The organism is Rhizobium sp. AAP116 (assembly GCF_001295785.1).
Taxonomy (GTDB): domain Bacteria; phylum Pseudomonadota; class Alphaproteobacteria; order Rhizobiales; family Rhizobiaceae; genus Allorhizobium.
Window position 1 is genome coordinate 25353 of the sequence record NZ_LJIB01000011.1, and the last position, 15854, is coordinate 41206.

Here is a 15854-nt window from a genome sequence, read left to right on the forward strand (position 1 = left end):
TGAAATTTTGATCATTTGCTGAAAGTTTGTGCTTTCAATCGGTCGGGAATATTCAATTGCAGTTCTTACGTTCATTTGGGCCGGCGGTGACTGGCACGGCTCCAACGGAGGCCCTGCGCGCGGGCCTTGGAGCTTTCATCGGGCTTTGGCTGACCGGCTATTTCTTGCTGTCTCCCGGCGTCGATCTCGAATATGGCCTCTACCTTGTCGCACCGCTTGGCGCGAGTGCCGTCCTCCTGTTTGCCGTTCCCAACAGCCCGCTTGCTCAGCCATGGTCTGCAGTCATCGGCAATACTGTCGCAGCTCTTGTCGGCGTGGCAATCTCGATGTTCATCTACGAGCCAGCGTTACGGATCGCCGTTGCTGTCGCTCTTGCGATCATCGTGACGTTCATGCTGCGAGCGGTACATCCGCCGGCGGGAGCCGTCGCCATGACGGCTGCCATGAGCCCGGAAGCTGTGGAGCATCTTGGCTTCTGGTTCGCGCTTGCGCCAATTGCCACGGGCACGGCCAGCCTTGTCCTGATTGCGATCGCCTATGCCAGGGTGACAGGGCGTCGCTATCCATTTCGTCAATTCGACCAGCAGAACAGGCATGGGACATCTGACAGGATCGCTGTTGAACGGCTGGGCCTTTCCGAAGCTGAGCTAAGCGACATCCTTCAACGGTATCGACAGTCATTCAATCTCGGCGTTGAAGATCTGGCACGTCTAATCGGTGCAGCGGAGCTCCAGGCGGCAGCACACCAGACCGGCACTCCAACTGCGGCCGCCATCATGTCCTCGAACCTGATCACGGTGAAGGCAAACACCGATTTGGGCACAGTCGCGGATCTCTTCCGGCGCCATCGTTTTACATCGCTACCCGTCGTCGACGAGAGGCAGCGGTTCCAAGGCATCATCTTCCAGGTGCATCTCATAAGCCGAGCAAGGGAAGATGCACTTCGCCTTGATCGAGGCCTTATGCCCGCTCTGCGCAGACTGATCGACCCGGAAAGGGACAAGCCAATACGAGCAATCGACATCATGAGCGTCACGGTCCCTCGCGCTATTGCAACAACGCCACTCGGGGCGTTGTTGCCTTTGTTGGGTGATACAGATGTCGATGCGGTTCCCATCCTGGAATATGGGAAGCTCATCGGTATCGTCACGAGAACCGACTTGATCGCCGCGATGGCCCGAGGAATCGCTCGAGCAGACGTTTGATGGCGTCAGTTAGAAGGGCTCAACGCTCCGAACTACGAACGGCATGAGCACCGGCTACGGATCGCTGTGTCGTCCGTCGTGCTTGAGGATATCTGATCTAAGTCGTTTCAGGCCCTCATCCTTTCTGGGACCATGTTGCCATCGGCAGGTGAGGTCAAGCGGAAGCCAAGAAGCAGGCTCTGAAGGGTGGCGCTTTCGCTGGCCAAGGCTGCGCCGGCAGCGTTCATCTCTTCCACCATGGCCGCGTTCTGTTGTGTCGATTGATCCAGATGGTTCACCGCGACATTGACCTGCGAAAGGCCGACTGCCTGTTCCTGCGCTGCGATCGCGATGGCGTCCACATGGCTTGCGGCTTCCTGCACGAGCTCACCAATTTCGGCCAGTCCGGTGCCGGTCTCGGAGACCAGGTCGACGCCTTGGCGAACAGCCAACTCAGAATTGCCGATGAGCCCCGAGATTTCCCGGGCTGCCTGCGCCGAACGCTGGGCCAGCTCGCGGACTTCCTGGGCAACCACAGCAAACCCCTTGCCGGCCTCGCCTGCGCGGGCTGCCTCGACGCCCGCATTGAGAGCGAGCAGGTTTGTCTGGAAGGCAATCTGGTCGATCACACCGATTATTTGACTGATCTGGCTCGATGCCTGCTCGATCTTGTCCATCGCCGCCACGGCGTTTCGTACCACTTCACCGGATCGACTTGCTCTTTCGCGTGCGCTCTTCGTTACGCTTCGGGCCAAATCCGAGCGTTTTGAAGTGGCCGTAACATTGGCTGTGATCTGTTCCAGTGCAGCGGCCGTCTCTTCAAGCGAGGCGGCCTGCTGCTCGGTGCGCCTCGACAGGTCATCCGATGCCGAAGAGACCTCGGATGCTCCGCCGGTGACAGTCGCCACCGATTGGCCAACGCCGACCAGTGCTTGCCGCAACTGCACCACCGAGCGATTGAAGTCATGGCGAAGTTCTTCGAACTGCGGTGCAAAGGCCTCGGTCACCTCGCAAAGAAGGTCGCCGGAAGCAAGCTTTCTCAAGGCCTGGGCCAGTGTGCCGGTTGCCTTGCTCATGCGTGCTTCGGCCTCAGCCTCCGCTGCGATTTGCATGTTAACTCGGTCGCGTTCGGCCTGGTCGCGCGCACGCTCTGCCTCCAGTTCCAGTTCGCGATTTCGGATCGCAGAAAGGCGGAAGACTTCTACCGCTTTGATCATGTCTCCGACTTCGTCCTTACGGTCGGCAGATTGCCCGGTGGGTTCAAGGTAACCCTCCGCCAATCTGCGCATCGAATTGACGAGTGCCTTCAGCGGACGGCTGATGGTTCCTGCCAGAAACACCGACAAGGCGATGACCAGAATGGCCCCGACGATACAAAGGATCAGAACCGTCCCGAGCCGAGTGAATGCGGCTGCGGCGATAGCGCGTGCCTCGTTGCCGAGACGTTCGAGGCTTGCCCTTTCCAGAGCCTTCATTGCGTCAATGCGCTGACTGGCGGCTGCAAACCAGCGGTCGGCACTCAAGTCGCTGGCCGCTGTTGAACCAGCCCCGATCAAGGTCGATCGCGTGGTTTCGATCTCTTTCAATGCGGGTATGGATAGCTGGGAAGCGTAGACGGACTGCCGTTCCTTCTGTTGCAGGGCGAGGAAATTGTCGATCAGAGTGTTCTGCGCACCAGCCATGCGGGCAAAGGGAGCGATGCGCTCGGGGTCAATGTCGCCTGACGTGATGAAACCGTTGCCGGTAGCGCGTTCCTGGCCCGCAATCTCCTTTGCCTGCATGAGCAGGTTATAGGCAATCATTTCGGCGGCGATCCTCGAGCCGACACCCTGGAGGGACAGTTCCGAGGCGATGCCCGAAAGCTCGCCAATCAGGCCGCTGTAGAAGTCGAAGGACTGTTTTCCGGTGAAGGAAAGGTTGTCGATGGATCGCCTGGTGCCGGCGAGGCTTTTCAATGTGTCCTGTGCGGAGCTCCAGCGACGGTTAAGCTCCGCGTTGTCGACGCCCGCCAAGGCATCAGCGAGATCTGGCAATTTTGCCAGAGCTTCATCCGTCAATTGGCGCGCAGTGACCAGCGGTTGCTTGTCCGTGCTGCCCTTTGATCCGATATATCCAGCGCTCTGCCCCCGCTCTCCCTGAAGCACGTGGATCATCTCGCCCATCGCCGAAATGTTCTCGCTCACTTCGACGACGATTTGCATCTGCTGGTAGGAGCGCCACGAGTTCAGAAACTCCATCGAGGCAAGGGTGAGTGCTGCAACCAGGGGGATCATGATCGCAAGCCAGAGGCGTTTGCTGATCGAAAAGTCGGTGATGCGCATCTTTCAGTATGTCCTGAGTTGAGGCATCATGCCGAGTATCGTAACATCATGATACGATGTGAATTTTAGTGATTATTTATGTGATTCAGTAAACACTTATCTAATGGATCCGGCGCCGTTTGACGAATGCCAAGCTTCGAGCAAATAAACCTCAGCTTGCGTCAATCCACCGCGTATCTGGACAAGGCTTCAGTCAAAAACTGCACGTCTTACGCGCAAACTCCAGATGCAAGGACGTTGGTCGATATTGATGGGCGGATCATCGCCTGTCGCCGTGTCGTGGTTCAAGCGATAGCATCCTGTCCATAAGGTAGCCGACATTATCGGCTCCGGCACAGCCACTGATCACGCATTCATGCATGTCACAGATGGTGTCACAGGCTTGTTCCCGCCGCGATCTCGAAACGACCGGAGGAGCGAGCCTGCCGTGCTTCATGCCTCGATCCGGCTTCTGGTTGTTCAGCATAATCCCTCATCCTCGATAGGTTTGCTTTAGAGGGGCCCGCCGGTAAACCGTACAAAGAGCACTTCATTTTCCAGATGCATGTGCTGGACCAGGTCGTCGGCAAACTTCTTTGCGCCTGTGTAGAGTGCGCGCCATGAATTGCAGGCACCGTCCGGCAGATGAAATCCACCCGTGACGTGCTCGAGTTCTGTCAGATGGTCTGCCTCGACCTCATGTTCGTGGCGCATCTGCTCAATGGGTCTCGTCAGAGCTTGATGGTCGCCGCGTTCCATGAGCGGGAAGAGCATTAGCTCCTCGCGATGCATGTGGCTGTGGAGGTCGCTTTGGATACGCTCGAGGAGGTTTGCCAGGCCGATTGGTGCATCGGGGTGATCGCCATGCACCCGTTCGACCTTGGCCGCGAGAGGGATCAGCGAGATGAGTTCCGCGCGGTGGGTGTCGTGGTAGCGTGTCCTGATATGATTGATCAGATCAACAGTTCCATCCGGTGCTTCTGTCGACGCGGCGTCAACAAGGCCCTGCAATTCGCCCACCAGGGTTTCCGTCGAGAGTCCGGCAGCTTCGGCCGCGGCCTCGATGCTATCAGAGCCACCGCAGCAGAAGCTGATGCCGTGACGACGGAAAAGTGCGGCTGCACCGGGCAGGGAGGTCGCGATCTTTCCGACCGTCTGGCTTGCGTCAAGTTCCATCGAGTTCACCTTGCTTTGCGCTTCAATGCGTTATCGCTGTGGTGCCGACTATGGTGAGGAATGCCGATCCGGTCGTTGCGCTTTCGCAAACAAGATGTGCTCGTACTCCCCCGCGCGCTATGGCGTATGGGCATTGTTTTTCGCCCGCGATACCCAGGCCGCTCCCTCTTGCCCGTGATGAAAGCCATTGGAGAACTTGGCTTTGGGATAAGTATGCCCGATCAGTTCGACGGCCTCTCGGGGTTCCATGCTGCCTGACAGCGTTTCCTGGAAGATGGCGGCGATGCGTGCCATGTCGCAGTCCTGTGGTGAGAGACGGAAGGCATTTACCCCGGCCTCTTGCAAGTCCTTCAGTTCGCTGACCAGGAGTTGGCACGTATGCGACATTGTCTGCACGCCATTGAGCACCAGGAATGACTGGCGATCGAGTGTCCTGATTGACAGGCCGTCCGGCTCGTCGCCACAGACGAACTGGCAATTGTCCTTGATCCTGCCCTTGGAACGGGCATGGGCGCAGCGAGCCGATATGGCAAGCGGCATGCGACCGAATACCATCACTTCGAGAGCCACATCCGGCGCGTCGGCGGCGATCCTGGCGATCGAGCTAAAGGGAAGTTCCGGCGGAAGACAGATACGGTCTGCCCCGCGTTGTGCCAGCAAGCGCGCGGTTGGGCCATTATAGACATTGACCAAGGGTCCGACGAGGTGCCGGCGGCCCTTGATCAGGCCGATGGCGGAGAGGTCGTTTACCTCGATGGGGTAGTCCGACGTCTCGATCAGCTCTTTCACGATCCGACTTTCTCGCTCCAAGGTGACGAGCGCCAGTGAGGAAAAGGCCACCGACTTTCCCGCCCGTTCCAGGCGTTCCACCACGTCTGCCAAGTATGGCTCGATGAAATGCTGCCGTTTGGAGCAGACAGTCTCGCCGAGGATAATGTGATCCACGGGCGCTTCGTCTGCGATCTGATAATAGAAATCCCGCCATTTCGGGCCGTCCCAGAGATAGTAGACGGGGCCCAGTGTCAGTTCGGTCATGCTCATCTCCAGCGCTTCTCATAGGCGCCGACCGTTGTCTTCTGCCCTTCGCTCAGCGCTCTCAGCCGGGCCAACAAGGGGCCACGCCCCGAGGGGGCGGTTGCGAGTACCTGGCGCAGCGTCGATACGACTTCGGCCACATAGGCTTTGCCGCGCTGGCGTCCTTCGATTTTCAAGGCGGAGACGCCGGCATCCTTCAAGGCTTCGATTTCGCCCATGACGTCGAGGGACACGGGGTCTTCGAAGGCGTAGCCACGGGCATCGCCGATGTCGAAGCGTCCCTTGCACAGTGTGGGATAGCCGGCGGCCTCCCCATGGCTGAACCGGTTGATCGTATAAGTGCCGAGCTCCGACACCATGTCGGAGCCGTCCTGTCGGTACCGCACATGGCTCGCCGGGGAGCACACGCCGTTCATATTGGGTGATTTGCCGGTGGCGTAGGAGGAGAGCGAGCAGCGTCCCTCGGCCATGACGCAAAGCCCGCCGAAAACAAAGACCTCGATCTCGCATTTGACCTTGCGACCAATGCGGGCAATGTCGCCGATCGTCAGCGTTCTCGGCAAGACGACCCGTTTTGCGTCGAAGGCTTCGACGAGAAAATTGATGGCTTCGGGATTGGAAGCAGACGCCTGGACCGAAACATGCAAGCGCTGCTCTGGATAGTGTTCCCTGACATGGGCCATGAGGCCGAAATCGGCCAGGATCAGCGCATCGGCACCGAGCCTTACCGCGTCGGCCGCCGCACTATACCAGATCTCTTCGTCGCCAGCCCGCATGAAGGTGTTGAGGGCGACAAATGTCATGCAGCCTTTCTTGCGGGCATAGATAATTGCGTCGTGCAGTTCGTCCCGGCTGAAATTGAGGCCGGGAAAATTGCGGGCATTGGTCTCGTCGCGGAAGCCGCAATAGACCGCATCAGCGCCTGCATCGACGGCTTCACGAAAGGCGGCTGGCGTTCCCGCCGGACAGATCAGTTCCATCACTGGATCTCCCTCAGCGACCGGCTTCGGATTTCCACGGCCAGCCTGTGAACGATGGGGGCGGCCGGTCCCCCGATGCGCGCGAGATCACGCGGAAGGTCGATATCGCAGTCATCGAGTGCGTTTCTCATCGCAAGCATGGCCTCCATGTCCCCGATCACCTTCAGGTCGCGGGAAAAGAACAGCGCATCGGCATCGCAGCGCCCCTCAAGGAGCGCCAGCAGCATGACCAGCGGGGCCTCGACACCTGCATCCGCCGTGAAGGTCTCGTCTTTGCGCACCACCTTGAGACGAGGCAGGTCGGGCTCGATCAGGAAGACTAAGGGCAGATCAGTCGGGGCAAACGAAAAGCGGCAGCTTTTGTATGTGCCAAGGCGCTCGAACATATCGCCATGAGCTAGGAGCAGGAGCTTGAAGAGGCGACTTGCCACGAGCTCAATTGATACGAGCGGCATGAGCGGCACGGCTTTCAGCGGGAGAGCCAGAATGGATGTTATCTGCATTGCGCCAATTTTGATGGTTTGAACCGTCGCAAGCCTATGGGAACGGCCGACAATCCAGATTGCTCCAGCGCAAAGACGCAACCGAATTCACAGGTCATAGCGGTCCGCATGACACAGAACGCACCGCCTCGTCGCTACGACGGTCTTCAAGCTTTCATGACGGAACTGGAAAGGCAGGGACGGCTTCTCCGCGTCGCGCAGCCGGTGAGCCTTGTTCATGAGGTAACCGAAATCCACAGGCGCGTCCTGGCAGAGGGAGGCCCGGCCTTGCTCTTTGAGCGCCCGGTCCGGTCGGACGGTGCAGTGTCAGAGATACCGCTGCTTGCCAATCTGTTCGGCACGCGCGAGCGGATCGAACTTGGCTATGGCATCCCTGGCGGCAAGATTGGCGATCTCGCGGACCTTCTGGCCGAATTGCGCGAACCGAGGCCGCCGGCGTCGCTCCGGGATGCCCTGAAGAAGCTGCCTGTGCTTCGCTCCGCCATGGCGCTGGGATGCCGGAGGGTGTCTCACGCCGAATGCCAGGATATCGTGTTCGAAGGCGAGGGCGTTGATCTCAACCGACTGCCGATCCAGTGGTGCTGGCCCGGCGAACCGGCACCGCTGATCACCTGGGGGCTTGTCGTCACCGCATCGCCCTCCGACCCTAGGGATGTCAATGTCGGCGTCTACCGGCTGCAAGCGCTGGATCGCAGGCGACTGATCACGCGCTGGCTTGCCCATCGTGGTGCTGCGAAACACTTCCGGCAGTGGCAGGCCGTGGGACGGCATATGCCCATTGCGGTCGTGATCGGCGCTGATCCTCAGACAATCCTCGCAGCCGTTATGCCGCTGCCAGAGACCATGAGCGAGCTGTCATTCGCCGGTGTGCTTCGAGGAAAGCGCAGCCGCGTGGTGCGGGCGCTCACCCAACCCCTAGATATTCCGGCCACTGCGGAAATCGTGCTGGAAGGGACTGTTTCTATCGCGGAGACTGCGCTCGAGGGGCCTTATGGCGACCACACGGGCTACTACAATTCTGTCGAGCCGTTTCCCATCATGAACTTGAGTGCGATGACGATGCGGCAGAATCCGGTTTACCTCTCGACCTTCACCGGCCGCCCCCCGGATGAACCTTCTGTGCTCGGAGAGGCAATGAATGCTCTCTTCCTTCCCCTCGTGAAGCGCCAATTTCCAGAGATTGTCGATCTCTATCTGCCTCCAGAAGCGTGTTCCTACCGGGCGATCGTCGTCTCGCTCGACAAGCGCTATCCGGGGCAAGCCCGCCGGATCATGCTCGGGCTTTGGTCGATGCTGCCGCAGTTCAGCTACACCAAGCTCATCATCGTAGTCGATGCCGATGTTGACGTCAGAAACTGGAGCGATGTCATCTGGGCGCTTTCCACGCGGTTCGACGCCTCCCGCGATCTGGTGGTGGTGGATAACACACCCATCGACTACCTCGATTTTGCCTCTCCTAAGCCTGGGCTCGGTGGAAAGCTCGGTCTCGATGCCACCAACAAGCTTGGCGCAGAAACCGATCGGGAATGGGGCCGCGTGCTGCAAATGACGCCGGAGGTCTCGGCGCGCGTCGATGCGATCTGGCGCGAACTTGGACTTGGATCCCTCAAGACAAGGGAAGGTGAGCCATGATGAGGCGTGTCATTCTCGGCATGTCCGGTGCTTCGGGGGCGGCGATCGGTCTTCAGGTCGGCCGGCTCCTGGCGGCCATGGATGATGTTGAACTGCATCTCGTCGTCACGTCAGCAGCGCGCCGGACAATCGCACATGAGGCGGGCAACGAGGCGCTGGGCCGGCTAATCGGGCTCGCCGCTCATTTCCATTCGGAAAGCGATATCGGTGCATCGATTGCCAGCGGATCGTTCCGCACGGCCGGTATGATCGTCGCCCCTTGTTCGATGCGGTCTCTTGCAGCGATCTCGACGGGGATCACAGACAATCTTCTCACTCGCGCCGCCGATGTGCAGCTCAAGGAGCGTCGCAGGCTGGTTCTCCTTGCCCGCGAAACGCCGCTTCACCTCGGGCACCTGCGCAACATGGCGGCGGTGACCGAGATGGGGGCCGTGGTGATGCCGCCGGTCCCCTCATTCTACCGCAATCCAGCGAGCGTAGAGGATCTCGTCGCTCATATTGCGGCTCGTGCCGTGGATCTGCTCGGGTTGACGGACGCACCCTTGATACCGGAGTGGAGAGGGTGAGGGCGCTCACGGCTCCCTCCTATCCCTTTCGCGCTATCAACGGCATGTAAAAGACCACGTAACCCAAGAATGCCACGATCCACGCGATGCCTGCGATCGGCAATAACAGCATGGTATGCTGCGGCCAAATTGCGACCGAAATCCTCAGCAGTGCCGAGAGGATGATTGGTGCATAGATGAGCCAGGTTGTCGAGTGCGGGGACGTCAAAGCCTGGCCCGTATGGCCTCTCGTGGCGCGGGTCATCACCGCCAACGTCACGACCCCGACCCCACCTGTCGTCCAGGCATGGATGCCTGCCGAGGCGAAGCCGGAGTGGTCCAACAGCATCGACAGGCCGGTCAGCAAAAAGCCTACGGGAATGAAGAGATAGCCGACATGCAGGATCGTCACGAGGGGCTCCCCAAGCGTGCGCTCGGGGCACCATCTTGCCTGTCGCACGAGATGAGCAAGGCTGGCGACAAGCATCAGCAGCCCCGTGGGAAACTGGAGGCTTTCAAGACCGCCGCCGACAGCGATCCACATCGCCAGTGAAAGGCTCCCAAGGATCATGACGGCGAGATCGAAACGGGCGAAATTCTGCGGCAGCCGCCCTGGATTGTTCGCCTTCAGCCAGTTGCCGGTAAATGCCGGAATAATGCGCCCCGCAACCAGAGAGATGAGGATGAGGATCGCAGACAGAGCCAGACGGTCGGCCATTTCGACGCGACCGTAGCGATCGAGCTCATGATGGAAAAACATCTGAGCGGCGCTCAGGAGCGCGAGAACGGCGACTATCTTGTAGTTGCGTCGGTTCGAGGCAGCAACAAGTTCTTTCAGAACAAAGATGGCGAGCACTGGCAGGAAGGCCAGCGCAACGAGTGTCGCGCCGAGCATGCCCGTCCATTCAGAGAGACTGATGGCAAGCCGCCCGGCGATCCAGAGAAGAAACAGTGCCAGAAGTGGCATGCCCTTCAAACCGGGCCTGCCGGTCCAGTTCGGCACGGCGGTGAGAAGAAACCCTGCTATCACGGCCGGGACAAAGCCGAAGAGAAGCTCGTGCTGGTGCCAGGCAACCGGGGGCAAGAGGGTCGGAACATGCATGAAGCCGAGGAACCACGGGACCCAGATAGCGATTGAGACGGCGGCCAAAAGCGCGCTGCCCGGGAAGAAGAGACGGAACCCGCCAGACAGAAGACGCTGCGGGATGGAGGGGCCGGGAATTGTGGTCATGTCAGCACCTTTCCTGATCCACCGTTGCCGGCGACCAGAGCAGAGGAATATAGGCCTTGGCCCAGAGGAGGAAGGAAAGCGAAAACAGCGCAGAGGAGAAACCGTAAGCGCTGAAGGGCAGGGTGAGCGACGGCGCGAACTCCGAGAGGATCCGCAAAAGAACCGACAGGACCAGAAGCAGGATCGCCATCCGGGTTGTCTTCGAAAAAAGCAGCGGTTGACCGGTATGCAGCAGGCCTGCAATCGAGAGAACCTGCAGGACGCCGAGACCCAAGCCCCCCATTAATGCCAGATGCAGTCCGCCCAGCCACGGCAGGTCCAGGCCAATCAGGGAAAGTCCGCAGACAAGAAGGCCGGTGCCAGCCAGCGCACTCGACAGCCAAAGACCGCCAAGTTCGAAGGAAAAGCCTTCGCGCCCCACAAACCCCTCGGCGACCCGATCGAGGAAGGCTGCACCGGCAGCCAACATCAAATAGCCGCGCACGGCGTCCGAGAGCGTGGCCGCCTCTGCCACGATCACCAGCATGGTCAACCCCGCTGAGAGATGGATCCGGCCCGGATGCGGTCTGTAGGGCGAGGTCTTTTCCGTCGGATCAAGGATCAGATTGGTCACTGGGACGGTGATGCGGGCAAGGGCGAGACCCAGCAGGCCTAGAAGCGAGAGCCCAAGAATTCTGATTGCGCGGTCCGACAGGTCGTAGGCTTCCAAGGCAATCGCGATCCGCAGTAGAGCCGCAGCCGCCGCAAAGGTGGTGACGAACAGGATGAAACCCAGGAGACCGGTGCTTTTCTTGATCCAGGACAGGCGTAGCGCATAGGTTAGCAAGAACAGCATCCACGCCTGATCGAACACGAGGCCAAGCAGCCATCCGTTCTCGACGGCGAAGAAGCCCAGCAAGCGGGCACCGGCCCAAAGACCTGCAGCCAAGAACAGGGGGCGTCCACTGAGGCGTTGCGTGTCCGTCCATTCCGGTAGGGCAGAGGTCAGGAAGCCAAAAAGCGCGCCTCCGAAGGAGCCGACCAGCATTTCCTGGGCGTGCCAGTGGCGGGGAAGGGAGGAAACGGCAAAAGGTAGATCGAGAGACCAAACCACGACCCAAAGAAAGGGCCACAGCGCCGCATGCAAGGCGGCAAGGGGAAACATCAACCTCAGACCTTCGGGGGACATGGCCCTCGCGAGATCGGCCGAGAAAAGTATCCGTATGACTGGAAGCACACTCATGCCAGCCTCCGCTCGTCATGTTCGTCCACGACAGCAAACAGCGGATGATCTGAGATGAGCCGTCGCGCCGTCTCGTAGATCATCTTTTCGCTGCGGTTTCCGGGCCTCTCGGGAACGGTGACGCAGTCAAGTATTCCTTGGCCGTGACGATCCAGAACCGCGATCCGGTGGCAGATCCGCAGCGCTTCATGGATGTCATGGGTAATGAAGAGCCCGCCCTTGCCGTTATCTAGGACCGTGGCGACAACGAGATCTTGCATTCGTCGTCGCAAGGCGGCGTCGAGCGCAGTGAAGGGCTCGTCGAAATAGAGGAAATCGGGTTCACCGACGAGCGCGCGGGCAAGCGCCGTGCGCTGGCGCATGCCGCCCGACAACTGCGATGGAAACTTGTGCCAATCGCTTTCCTCCAGGGCTACCCGATGACAGGCCGCTGCAATTCTCGCCCTTCGCTCGGACCGCGCGAATGGCAGGCCGGATAGGCCGAGCGCCACGTTGGCCACGACCGTCGCCCATGGGAGGAGGCGCGGTTCCTGAAAGACGAAAGCGCAGCGTGAATAACCTCGCGCGACTTCGCCGTGGCGGGGGATAATCAGCCCGGCGGCGATCTGGGCAAGCGTGCTCTTGCCGCAACCGGATGGTCCGACCAGCGCGACCATTTCCCCTTGTACGACATGAAAGCTGACCTGTTCGAGGACGGCGCGGCCGAGAAAGACATGGCCCACGGCCTTGAGCTGGAGAAGGCTCATCGGCGCACACCCCAGGGTTGGCCCGCTTCCCGCCATGCCTCGGCTTCAGCGCGCAAAGGTTGGACAATTCCATATTCGACCGTGAGAAGAGCGATGACCGACAGCAGGATCCAGGCGAGGGCTGCTTCCACGTCGAGTGCGGATCGGGCATTGGCGAGCGCGCCTCCTATGCCGCCGGCATTGGCCAGAAGCTCGGCCATGACGGCTGCCTTGAAGGCCGTGCCGAGGGCCATGACCAAAGAAGGGAATAGGGAGTGCAGCATTTGGCGCAGCGATATCTTGAACAGACGGACGAGCGGCGACAGGCCGGCCATGCGAGCCATGTCTTCCAACGACCGGTCGCGTGTCTGGATGCCCTCGGCTGCCCCCACAAAGACAAGCGGCAAGGCGGCGATAGCTGCGGTGGCAATAACCGTTCCTGCCCCCATGCCGAACCAGATCATCAGAAGGACGATCCATGCGATCGGCGGGACGCCGATCAGCAAGGTCACCTGCGGACGCGCAAGACGCATGATCGCCGGATGATATCCGGCCACCACGCCTGCCATCGTTCCAAACACGGCGGCGAGTGAAAAGCCGGCGAGCGCCCTCAGGCTCGTTGACAGCACCAACATACGGTTGTCGGGATCTGCCGCCAGCTTGAACAGGGTCTGGATCGTCTCGGCCGGTGCAGGCAACACGAAGCTGCCATAGGCTTCGGCTCCAAGCTGCCAAACGGCGGCAAAGACAGCAAGGCCGCCGAGACCCGCCCAGCCGGACCAGAGAAAGCGCGCCACCCTTCCCGCACGATAAGCCAGGCCCATATGATGCCGCCTTACAGATAGAGTGACGCGTCCGGCATGCGACCGCCCACCATTTCGGGATGGCTCTGCGCCACGGCTTTAAGCAGTGTCTCGATCGGTCCGCGAGCGTCCCGAGCGGCAATGGCGACGAGGTTCGAATAGGGGATCGACGCCTCCAGCACAGGCCAGGGCAGTTCAAGTGCTGATGCGGCCTGGCCTGCAGCCGCTGCCGGATCGGCGTTCACCTCGACTGCCGCCCGTGCAAGTCCCGCAAGAAGCGCGGTCGCCTGTTCCGGACGATCGTCTAGAAAGCTCTGGCTCAGGGCGAGACCTGCCTGGGGCATGACCGGCGCCGTAGCGGTGACGGTACCCCATTCCTTCTGCATGTCGATGACGCGGTGAAGCGCCTGACCACCTGTACTGGCCTTGAAGATGGCGACAGAGACTGCCGGTTCGGGTAGTAGCGCCGTGTCGATACGCCCTGCGAGCAGCATCTGAACGGCTTCGATTGGCGTGCCGGCCCGCTCTACCTTGACCTTGCCGGTCATTCGATGGTGGGCAAGCGCCGCATCGAAGACAAGTTCCGGCGTGTCATTGGGAAATGGCACGGTTACGCTTTGACCTTCGAGATCGGCGAAAGCCGCGATGTTATCGTTGCGCGATACCATATAGAGAAGGCCATTGGTCATTACGCTGGCCAGTTTCAGGCCAAGACCGCGCGTATGGAGATTTGCCGCCGCCGTTGTCGGCATGACTACGGCGCTCATGGATCCGGACGACAGGCCCGCCCGCATTTCATCGGGCGTGCGCCAGACCCTAAACTCCACCTTATCTGCGACGTTGCGCAGCAGGCCTTTACCAACCGCATAGGCCAGCGTGATCGATGGTCCGGCGGGGGGGCCGAAGAGGACGAGTTGGTCGAGGGAGGAAGCGCGTGCCCGTGTGTTGAGGAAGGGAAGGGCAAGGGTCGCTGCGATGCCAGCGCATAAAGTGCGACGGGTTGTTGCATAGCCTGCCGCGTCTGCCTCAATGATATTCGCCTTGCTGACGTGTTTCAGGGTGTTGGGCATCCCGCTCTCCGAAAATTGATTTATTTACTCATGTTATAGCCGTCCGCGCGCGGATGTTTGACGTAGAGCAAGTAGCGTGTGGAATTACCGGCTGGAATTGTTCTCAGATGTCGAGCGCGAGAATCGGGTCTGCGCCAAACAGGGCGGCATGGCCTCCCGCGAGCAGCCAAAGTGTGACAAGCAGCGTCACGGCGAGCCCGGCTACCAGATGTCCATCCAGACGCAGCTTGGCGCGTCCGGAGAGCAGGGCGATCAACGGAAATATGGATGTTGATCTCTCGACTGGTAACCAGTTTTCTCCCATCCTGCGTCTCGCGCGCTTTTCCGCGACAAGGATACCGACAGCAGAAAACAGACCGAGGCCACCGAAGACAAGGAGCGATCTGGTGTCACCGTTTGCTGCGAGGTGGCCGAGAGACCAGAGGAAAAATCCCCACAAGACCGGATGGCGGGTGAGAGTTGTAATCGCGCCAGGTGTAGTGCCTGTCATGAAGCTGATAGATGCGGGATTGGGACTGATTAGGCCTGCCGTGACCAGAAAGAGCCCGAGTGGCGACAACACGAGATTGGCGAGGATGCTCCGGGAATCCGGCCGCCAGATCTCTACATACTCGGTGTTCCAGGCGGCATGCAGGACCCATATCAGTAGTGCTACGGATGTTGTCGAATAGGCTAGAAGGTAGAGCCGTAATCCAAGCGCTGCGGTTAGCCTTCCGCGGATGGCTGGTAAGGCAGGCACCGAATGCAACAACAAGAATGCTGCAAGCGCAAGAACGATCTGGGTCATGTTGGGAACACCTGGGTTTCGGGTTCCACGTTTAGAAGCTGCTGCAGCAGCATCTGCTCCGCAGTGATATGGCGCCGGACAGCTTCCTGAAAACCGCGAACCATATGGGCCACCGTTTCCAGGCTCAGTCTGCATCGTTTGCGAGCGACAGCGGCCAAAGTGAGAGATAGCTCACGGGCCGCGCGACGGTCGACGCGATGTTCGGACTTGACCTGATCGAGAAGAAGAGAGCCGAAGCAGGAGCCGGCATGCAGCTCGAGGTCGGGGTAGAACTTCTGCTCTTCCAGAGTGTGGGCGGCTGCGACCAATGGTTCGATGTGCTTGGCAACCTTCTGGATACCACGGGGAATCTCACCCGTGTCAAAGTCCGCGGCCAACTCCTCCAGCTTCAAGCAGAGAATGAGAAGATCGCGGTGCTTGTCCTCAAGCGCCCTGACCTCGGAGGCCGTCAGGCTGGATGCAGTCGTTTCCATGGTTTTTCCCTTATTGGCCGATGAACAGGATGACGCCGATGGCAAGCGAAGTCAGAACGGCGGCTAGAGTGCCTCCGCCCTGGAGTACCCCCATGCGTTTCAGCATCAGGGCAAAGCCCATGATGACAGGTGTCGCAACGACAAGGCCGATTTGTGCATCCGTCATTTCAGTCATTCCCTTCTGTTGT

Annotated in this window: 16 protein-coding genes; 3 read left to right on the forward strand and 13 right to left on the reverse strand. The window is 60.0% G+C overall.

All coding sequences use genetic code 11. The annotated features are described in order from the left end of the window. Nucleotides 1-26 precede the first annotated feature (26 nt). Nucleotides 27-1205, forward strand: a complete 1179-nt coding sequence (locus tag IP85_RS08445) for an HPP family protein (protein WP_245280839.1) — start codon at nucleotides 27-29, stop codon at nucleotides 1203-1205. A 107-nt stretch (nucleotides 1206-1312) separates the two neighbouring features. Here the strand turns inward: IP85_RS08445 and IP85_RS22370 are convergent, their stop codons facing one another. From IP85_RS22370 to IP85_RS08470, 5 genes are all read right to left on the reverse strand, one after another. After that, nucleotides 1313-3505: a methyl-accepting chemotaxis protein gene (locus IP85_RS22370; protein ID WP_054149242.1), complete on the reverse strand. Its 2193-nt coding sequence runs from the start codon at nucleotides 3503-3505 to the stop codon at nucleotides 1313-1315. 492 nt (nucleotides 3506-3997) lie between these two features. Then, nucleotides 3998-4660, reverse strand: a complete 663-nt coding sequence (gene ric / locus IP85_RS08455; protein WP_054149243.1) for an iron-sulfur cluster repair di-iron protein — start codon at nucleotides 4658-4660, stop codon at nucleotides 3998-4000. 117 nt (nucleotides 4661-4777) lie between these two features. Beyond that, nucleotides 4778-5701 carry a U32 family peptidase gene (locus IP85_RS08460; RefSeq protein WP_054149244.1) on the reverse strand — a complete coding sequence of 308 codons (924 nt, stop codon included), beginning with the start codon at nucleotides 5699-5701 and terminating at the stop codon, nucleotides 4778-4780. Next, the gene (locus IP85_RS08465; RefSeq protein WP_054149245.1) at nucleotides 5698-6675 is read right to left on the reverse strand and encodes a peptidase U32 family protein; all 978 of its coding nucleotides are present in this window, start codon (nucleotides 6673-6675) and stop codon (nucleotides 5698-5700) included. Before IP85_RS08465 ends, IP85_RS08460 begins: the two co-directional genes overlap by 4 nt. Beyond that, on the reverse strand, nucleotides 6675-7178 hold the full coding sequence (locus IP85_RS08470) for an SCP2 sterol-binding domain-containing protein (RefSeq protein ID WP_054149246.1): 504 nt from the start codon (nucleotides 7176-7178) through the stop codon (nucleotides 6675-6677). Before IP85_RS08470 ends, IP85_RS08465 begins: the two co-directional genes overlap by 1 nt. Nucleotides 7179-7286: 108 nt before the next feature. Here IP85_RS08470 and IP85_RS08475 point away from each other — a divergent pair, with 108 nt between their 5' ends. Both IP85_RS08475 and IP85_RS08480 read left to right on the forward strand, forming a co-directional pair. Then, the gene (locus IP85_RS08475; protein ID WP_054149491.1) at nucleotides 7287-8810 is read left to right on the forward strand and encodes a UbiD family decarboxylase; all 1524 of its coding nucleotides are present in this window, start codon (nucleotides 7287-7289) and stop codon (nucleotides 8808-8810) included. Further along, entirely contained in the window at nucleotides 8807-9376 is a 570-nt protein-coding gene (locus tag IP85_RS08480; protein WP_156322792.1) for a UbiX family flavin prenyltransferase, read from the forward strand. Before IP85_RS08475 ends, IP85_RS08480 begins: the two co-directional genes overlap by 4 nt. 19 nt (nucleotides 9377-9395) lie before the next feature. Here the strand turns inward: IP85_RS08480 and IP85_RS08485 are convergent, their stop codons facing one another. The 8 genes from IP85_RS08485 to IP85_RS22375 form a co-directional block, all read right to left on the reverse strand. Further along, the gene (locus IP85_RS08485; protein ID WP_054149247.1) at nucleotides 9396-10586 is read right to left on the reverse strand and encodes an NnrS family protein; all 1191 of its coding nucleotides are present in this window, start codon (nucleotides 10584-10586) and stop codon (nucleotides 9396-9398) included. Nucleotide 10587: 1 nt separating this feature from the next. Beyond that, on the reverse strand, nucleotides 10588-11808 hold the full coding sequence (locus tag IP85_RS08490) for an NnrS family protein (protein ID WP_054149248.1): 1221 nt from the start codon (nucleotides 11806-11808) through the stop codon (nucleotides 10588-10590). After that, nucleotides 11805-12554, reverse strand: coding sequence for an ATP-binding cassette domain-containing protein (locus IP85_RS08495; RefSeq protein ID WP_054149249.1), 750 nt, complete (start codon nucleotides 12552-12554; stop codon nucleotides 11805-11807). Before IP85_RS08495 ends, IP85_RS08490 begins: the two co-directional genes overlap by 4 nt. Continuing rightward, nucleotides 12551-13357, reverse strand: coding sequence for an ABC transporter permease subunit (locus tag IP85_RS08500; RefSeq protein ID WP_054149250.1), 807 nt, complete (start codon nucleotides 13355-13357; stop codon nucleotides 12551-12553). Before IP85_RS08500 ends, IP85_RS08495 begins: the two co-directional genes overlap by 4 nt. Nucleotides 13358-13368: 11 nt before the next feature. Continuing rightward, nucleotides 13369-14406, reverse strand: coding sequence for an ABC transporter substrate-binding protein (locus IP85_RS08505; protein WP_082347628.1), 1038 nt, complete (start codon nucleotides 14404-14406; stop codon nucleotides 13369-13371). Nucleotides 14407-14509: 103 nt separating this feature from the next. After that, nucleotides 14510-15193, reverse strand: coding sequence for an NnrU family protein (locus tag IP85_RS08510; protein WP_054149251.1), 684 nt, complete (start codon nucleotides 15191-15193; stop codon nucleotides 14510-14512). Further along, nucleotides 15190-15666, reverse strand: coding sequence for a hemerythrin domain-containing protein (locus tag IP85_RS08515; RefSeq protein WP_054149252.1), 477 nt, complete (start codon nucleotides 15664-15666; stop codon nucleotides 15190-15192). Before IP85_RS08515 ends, IP85_RS08510 begins: the two co-directional genes overlap by 4 nt. Before the next feature lie 10 nt (nucleotides 15667-15676). After that, nucleotides 15677-15832: a hypothetical protein gene (locus tag IP85_RS22375; RefSeq protein WP_165222442.1), complete on the reverse strand. Its 156-nt coding sequence runs from the start codon at nucleotides 15830-15832 to the stop codon at nucleotides 15677-15679. Nucleotides 15833-15854: the final 22 nt, after the last annotated feature.

Coding starts and splice junctions, on each gene's coding strand:
- IP85_RS22370 (WP_054149242.1), bottom strand. CDS start 3,505: ATGCGCATCACCGACTTTTCGATCAGCAAACGCCTCTGGCTTGCGATC.
- ric (WP_054149243.1), bottom strand. CDS start 4,660: ATGGAACTTGACGCAAGCCAGACGGTCGGAAAGATCGCGACCTCCCTG.
- IP85_RS08460 (WP_054149244.1), bottom strand. CDS start 5,701: ATGAGCATGACCGAACTGACACTGGGCCCCGTCTACTATCTCTGGGAC.
- IP85_RS08465 (WP_054149245.1), bottom strand. CDS start 6,675: ATGGAACTGATCTGTCCGGCGGGAACGCCAGCCGCCTTTCGTGAAGCC.
- IP85_RS08470 (WP_054149246.1), bottom strand. CDS start 7,178: ATGCAGATAACATCCATTCTGGCTCTCCCGCTGAAAGCCGTGCCGCTC.
- IP85_RS08475 (WP_054149491.1), top strand. CDS start 7,287: ATGACACAGAACGCACCGCCTCGTCGCTACGACGGTCTTCAAGCTTTC.
- IP85_RS08480 (WP_156322792.1), top strand. CDS start 8,807: ATGATGAGGCGTGTCATTCTCGGCATGTCCGGTGCTTCGGGGGCGGCG.
- IP85_RS08485 (WP_054149247.1), bottom strand. CDS start 10,586: ATGACCACAATTCCCGGCCCCTCCATCCCGCAGCGTCTTCTGTCTGGC.
- IP85_RS08490 (WP_054149248.1), bottom strand. CDS start 11,808: ATGAGTGTGCTTCCAGTCATACGGATACTTTTCTCGGCCGATCTCGCG.
- IP85_RS08495 (WP_054149249.1), bottom strand. CDS start 12,554: ATGAGCCTTCTCCAGCTCAAGGCCGTGGGCCATGTCTTTCTCGGCCGC.
- IP85_RS08500 (WP_054149250.1), bottom strand. CDS start 13,357: ATGGGCCTGGCTTATCGTGCGGGAAGGGTGGCGCGCTTTCTCTGGTCC.
- IP85_RS08505 (WP_082347628.1), bottom strand. CDS start 14,406: ATGCCCAACACCCTGAAACACGTCAGCAAGGCGAATATCATTGAGGCA.
- IP85_RS08510 (WP_054149251.1), bottom strand. CDS start 15,193: ATGACCCAGATCGTTCTTGCGCTTGCAGCATTCTTGTTGTTGCATTCG.
- IP85_RS08515 (WP_054149252.1), bottom strand. CDS start 15,666: ATGGAAACGACTGCATCCAGCCTGACGGCCTCCGAGGTCAGGGCGCTT.
- IP85_RS22375 (WP_165222442.1), bottom strand. CDS start 15,832: ATGACGGATGCACAAATCGGCCTTGTCGTTGCGACACCTGTCATCATG.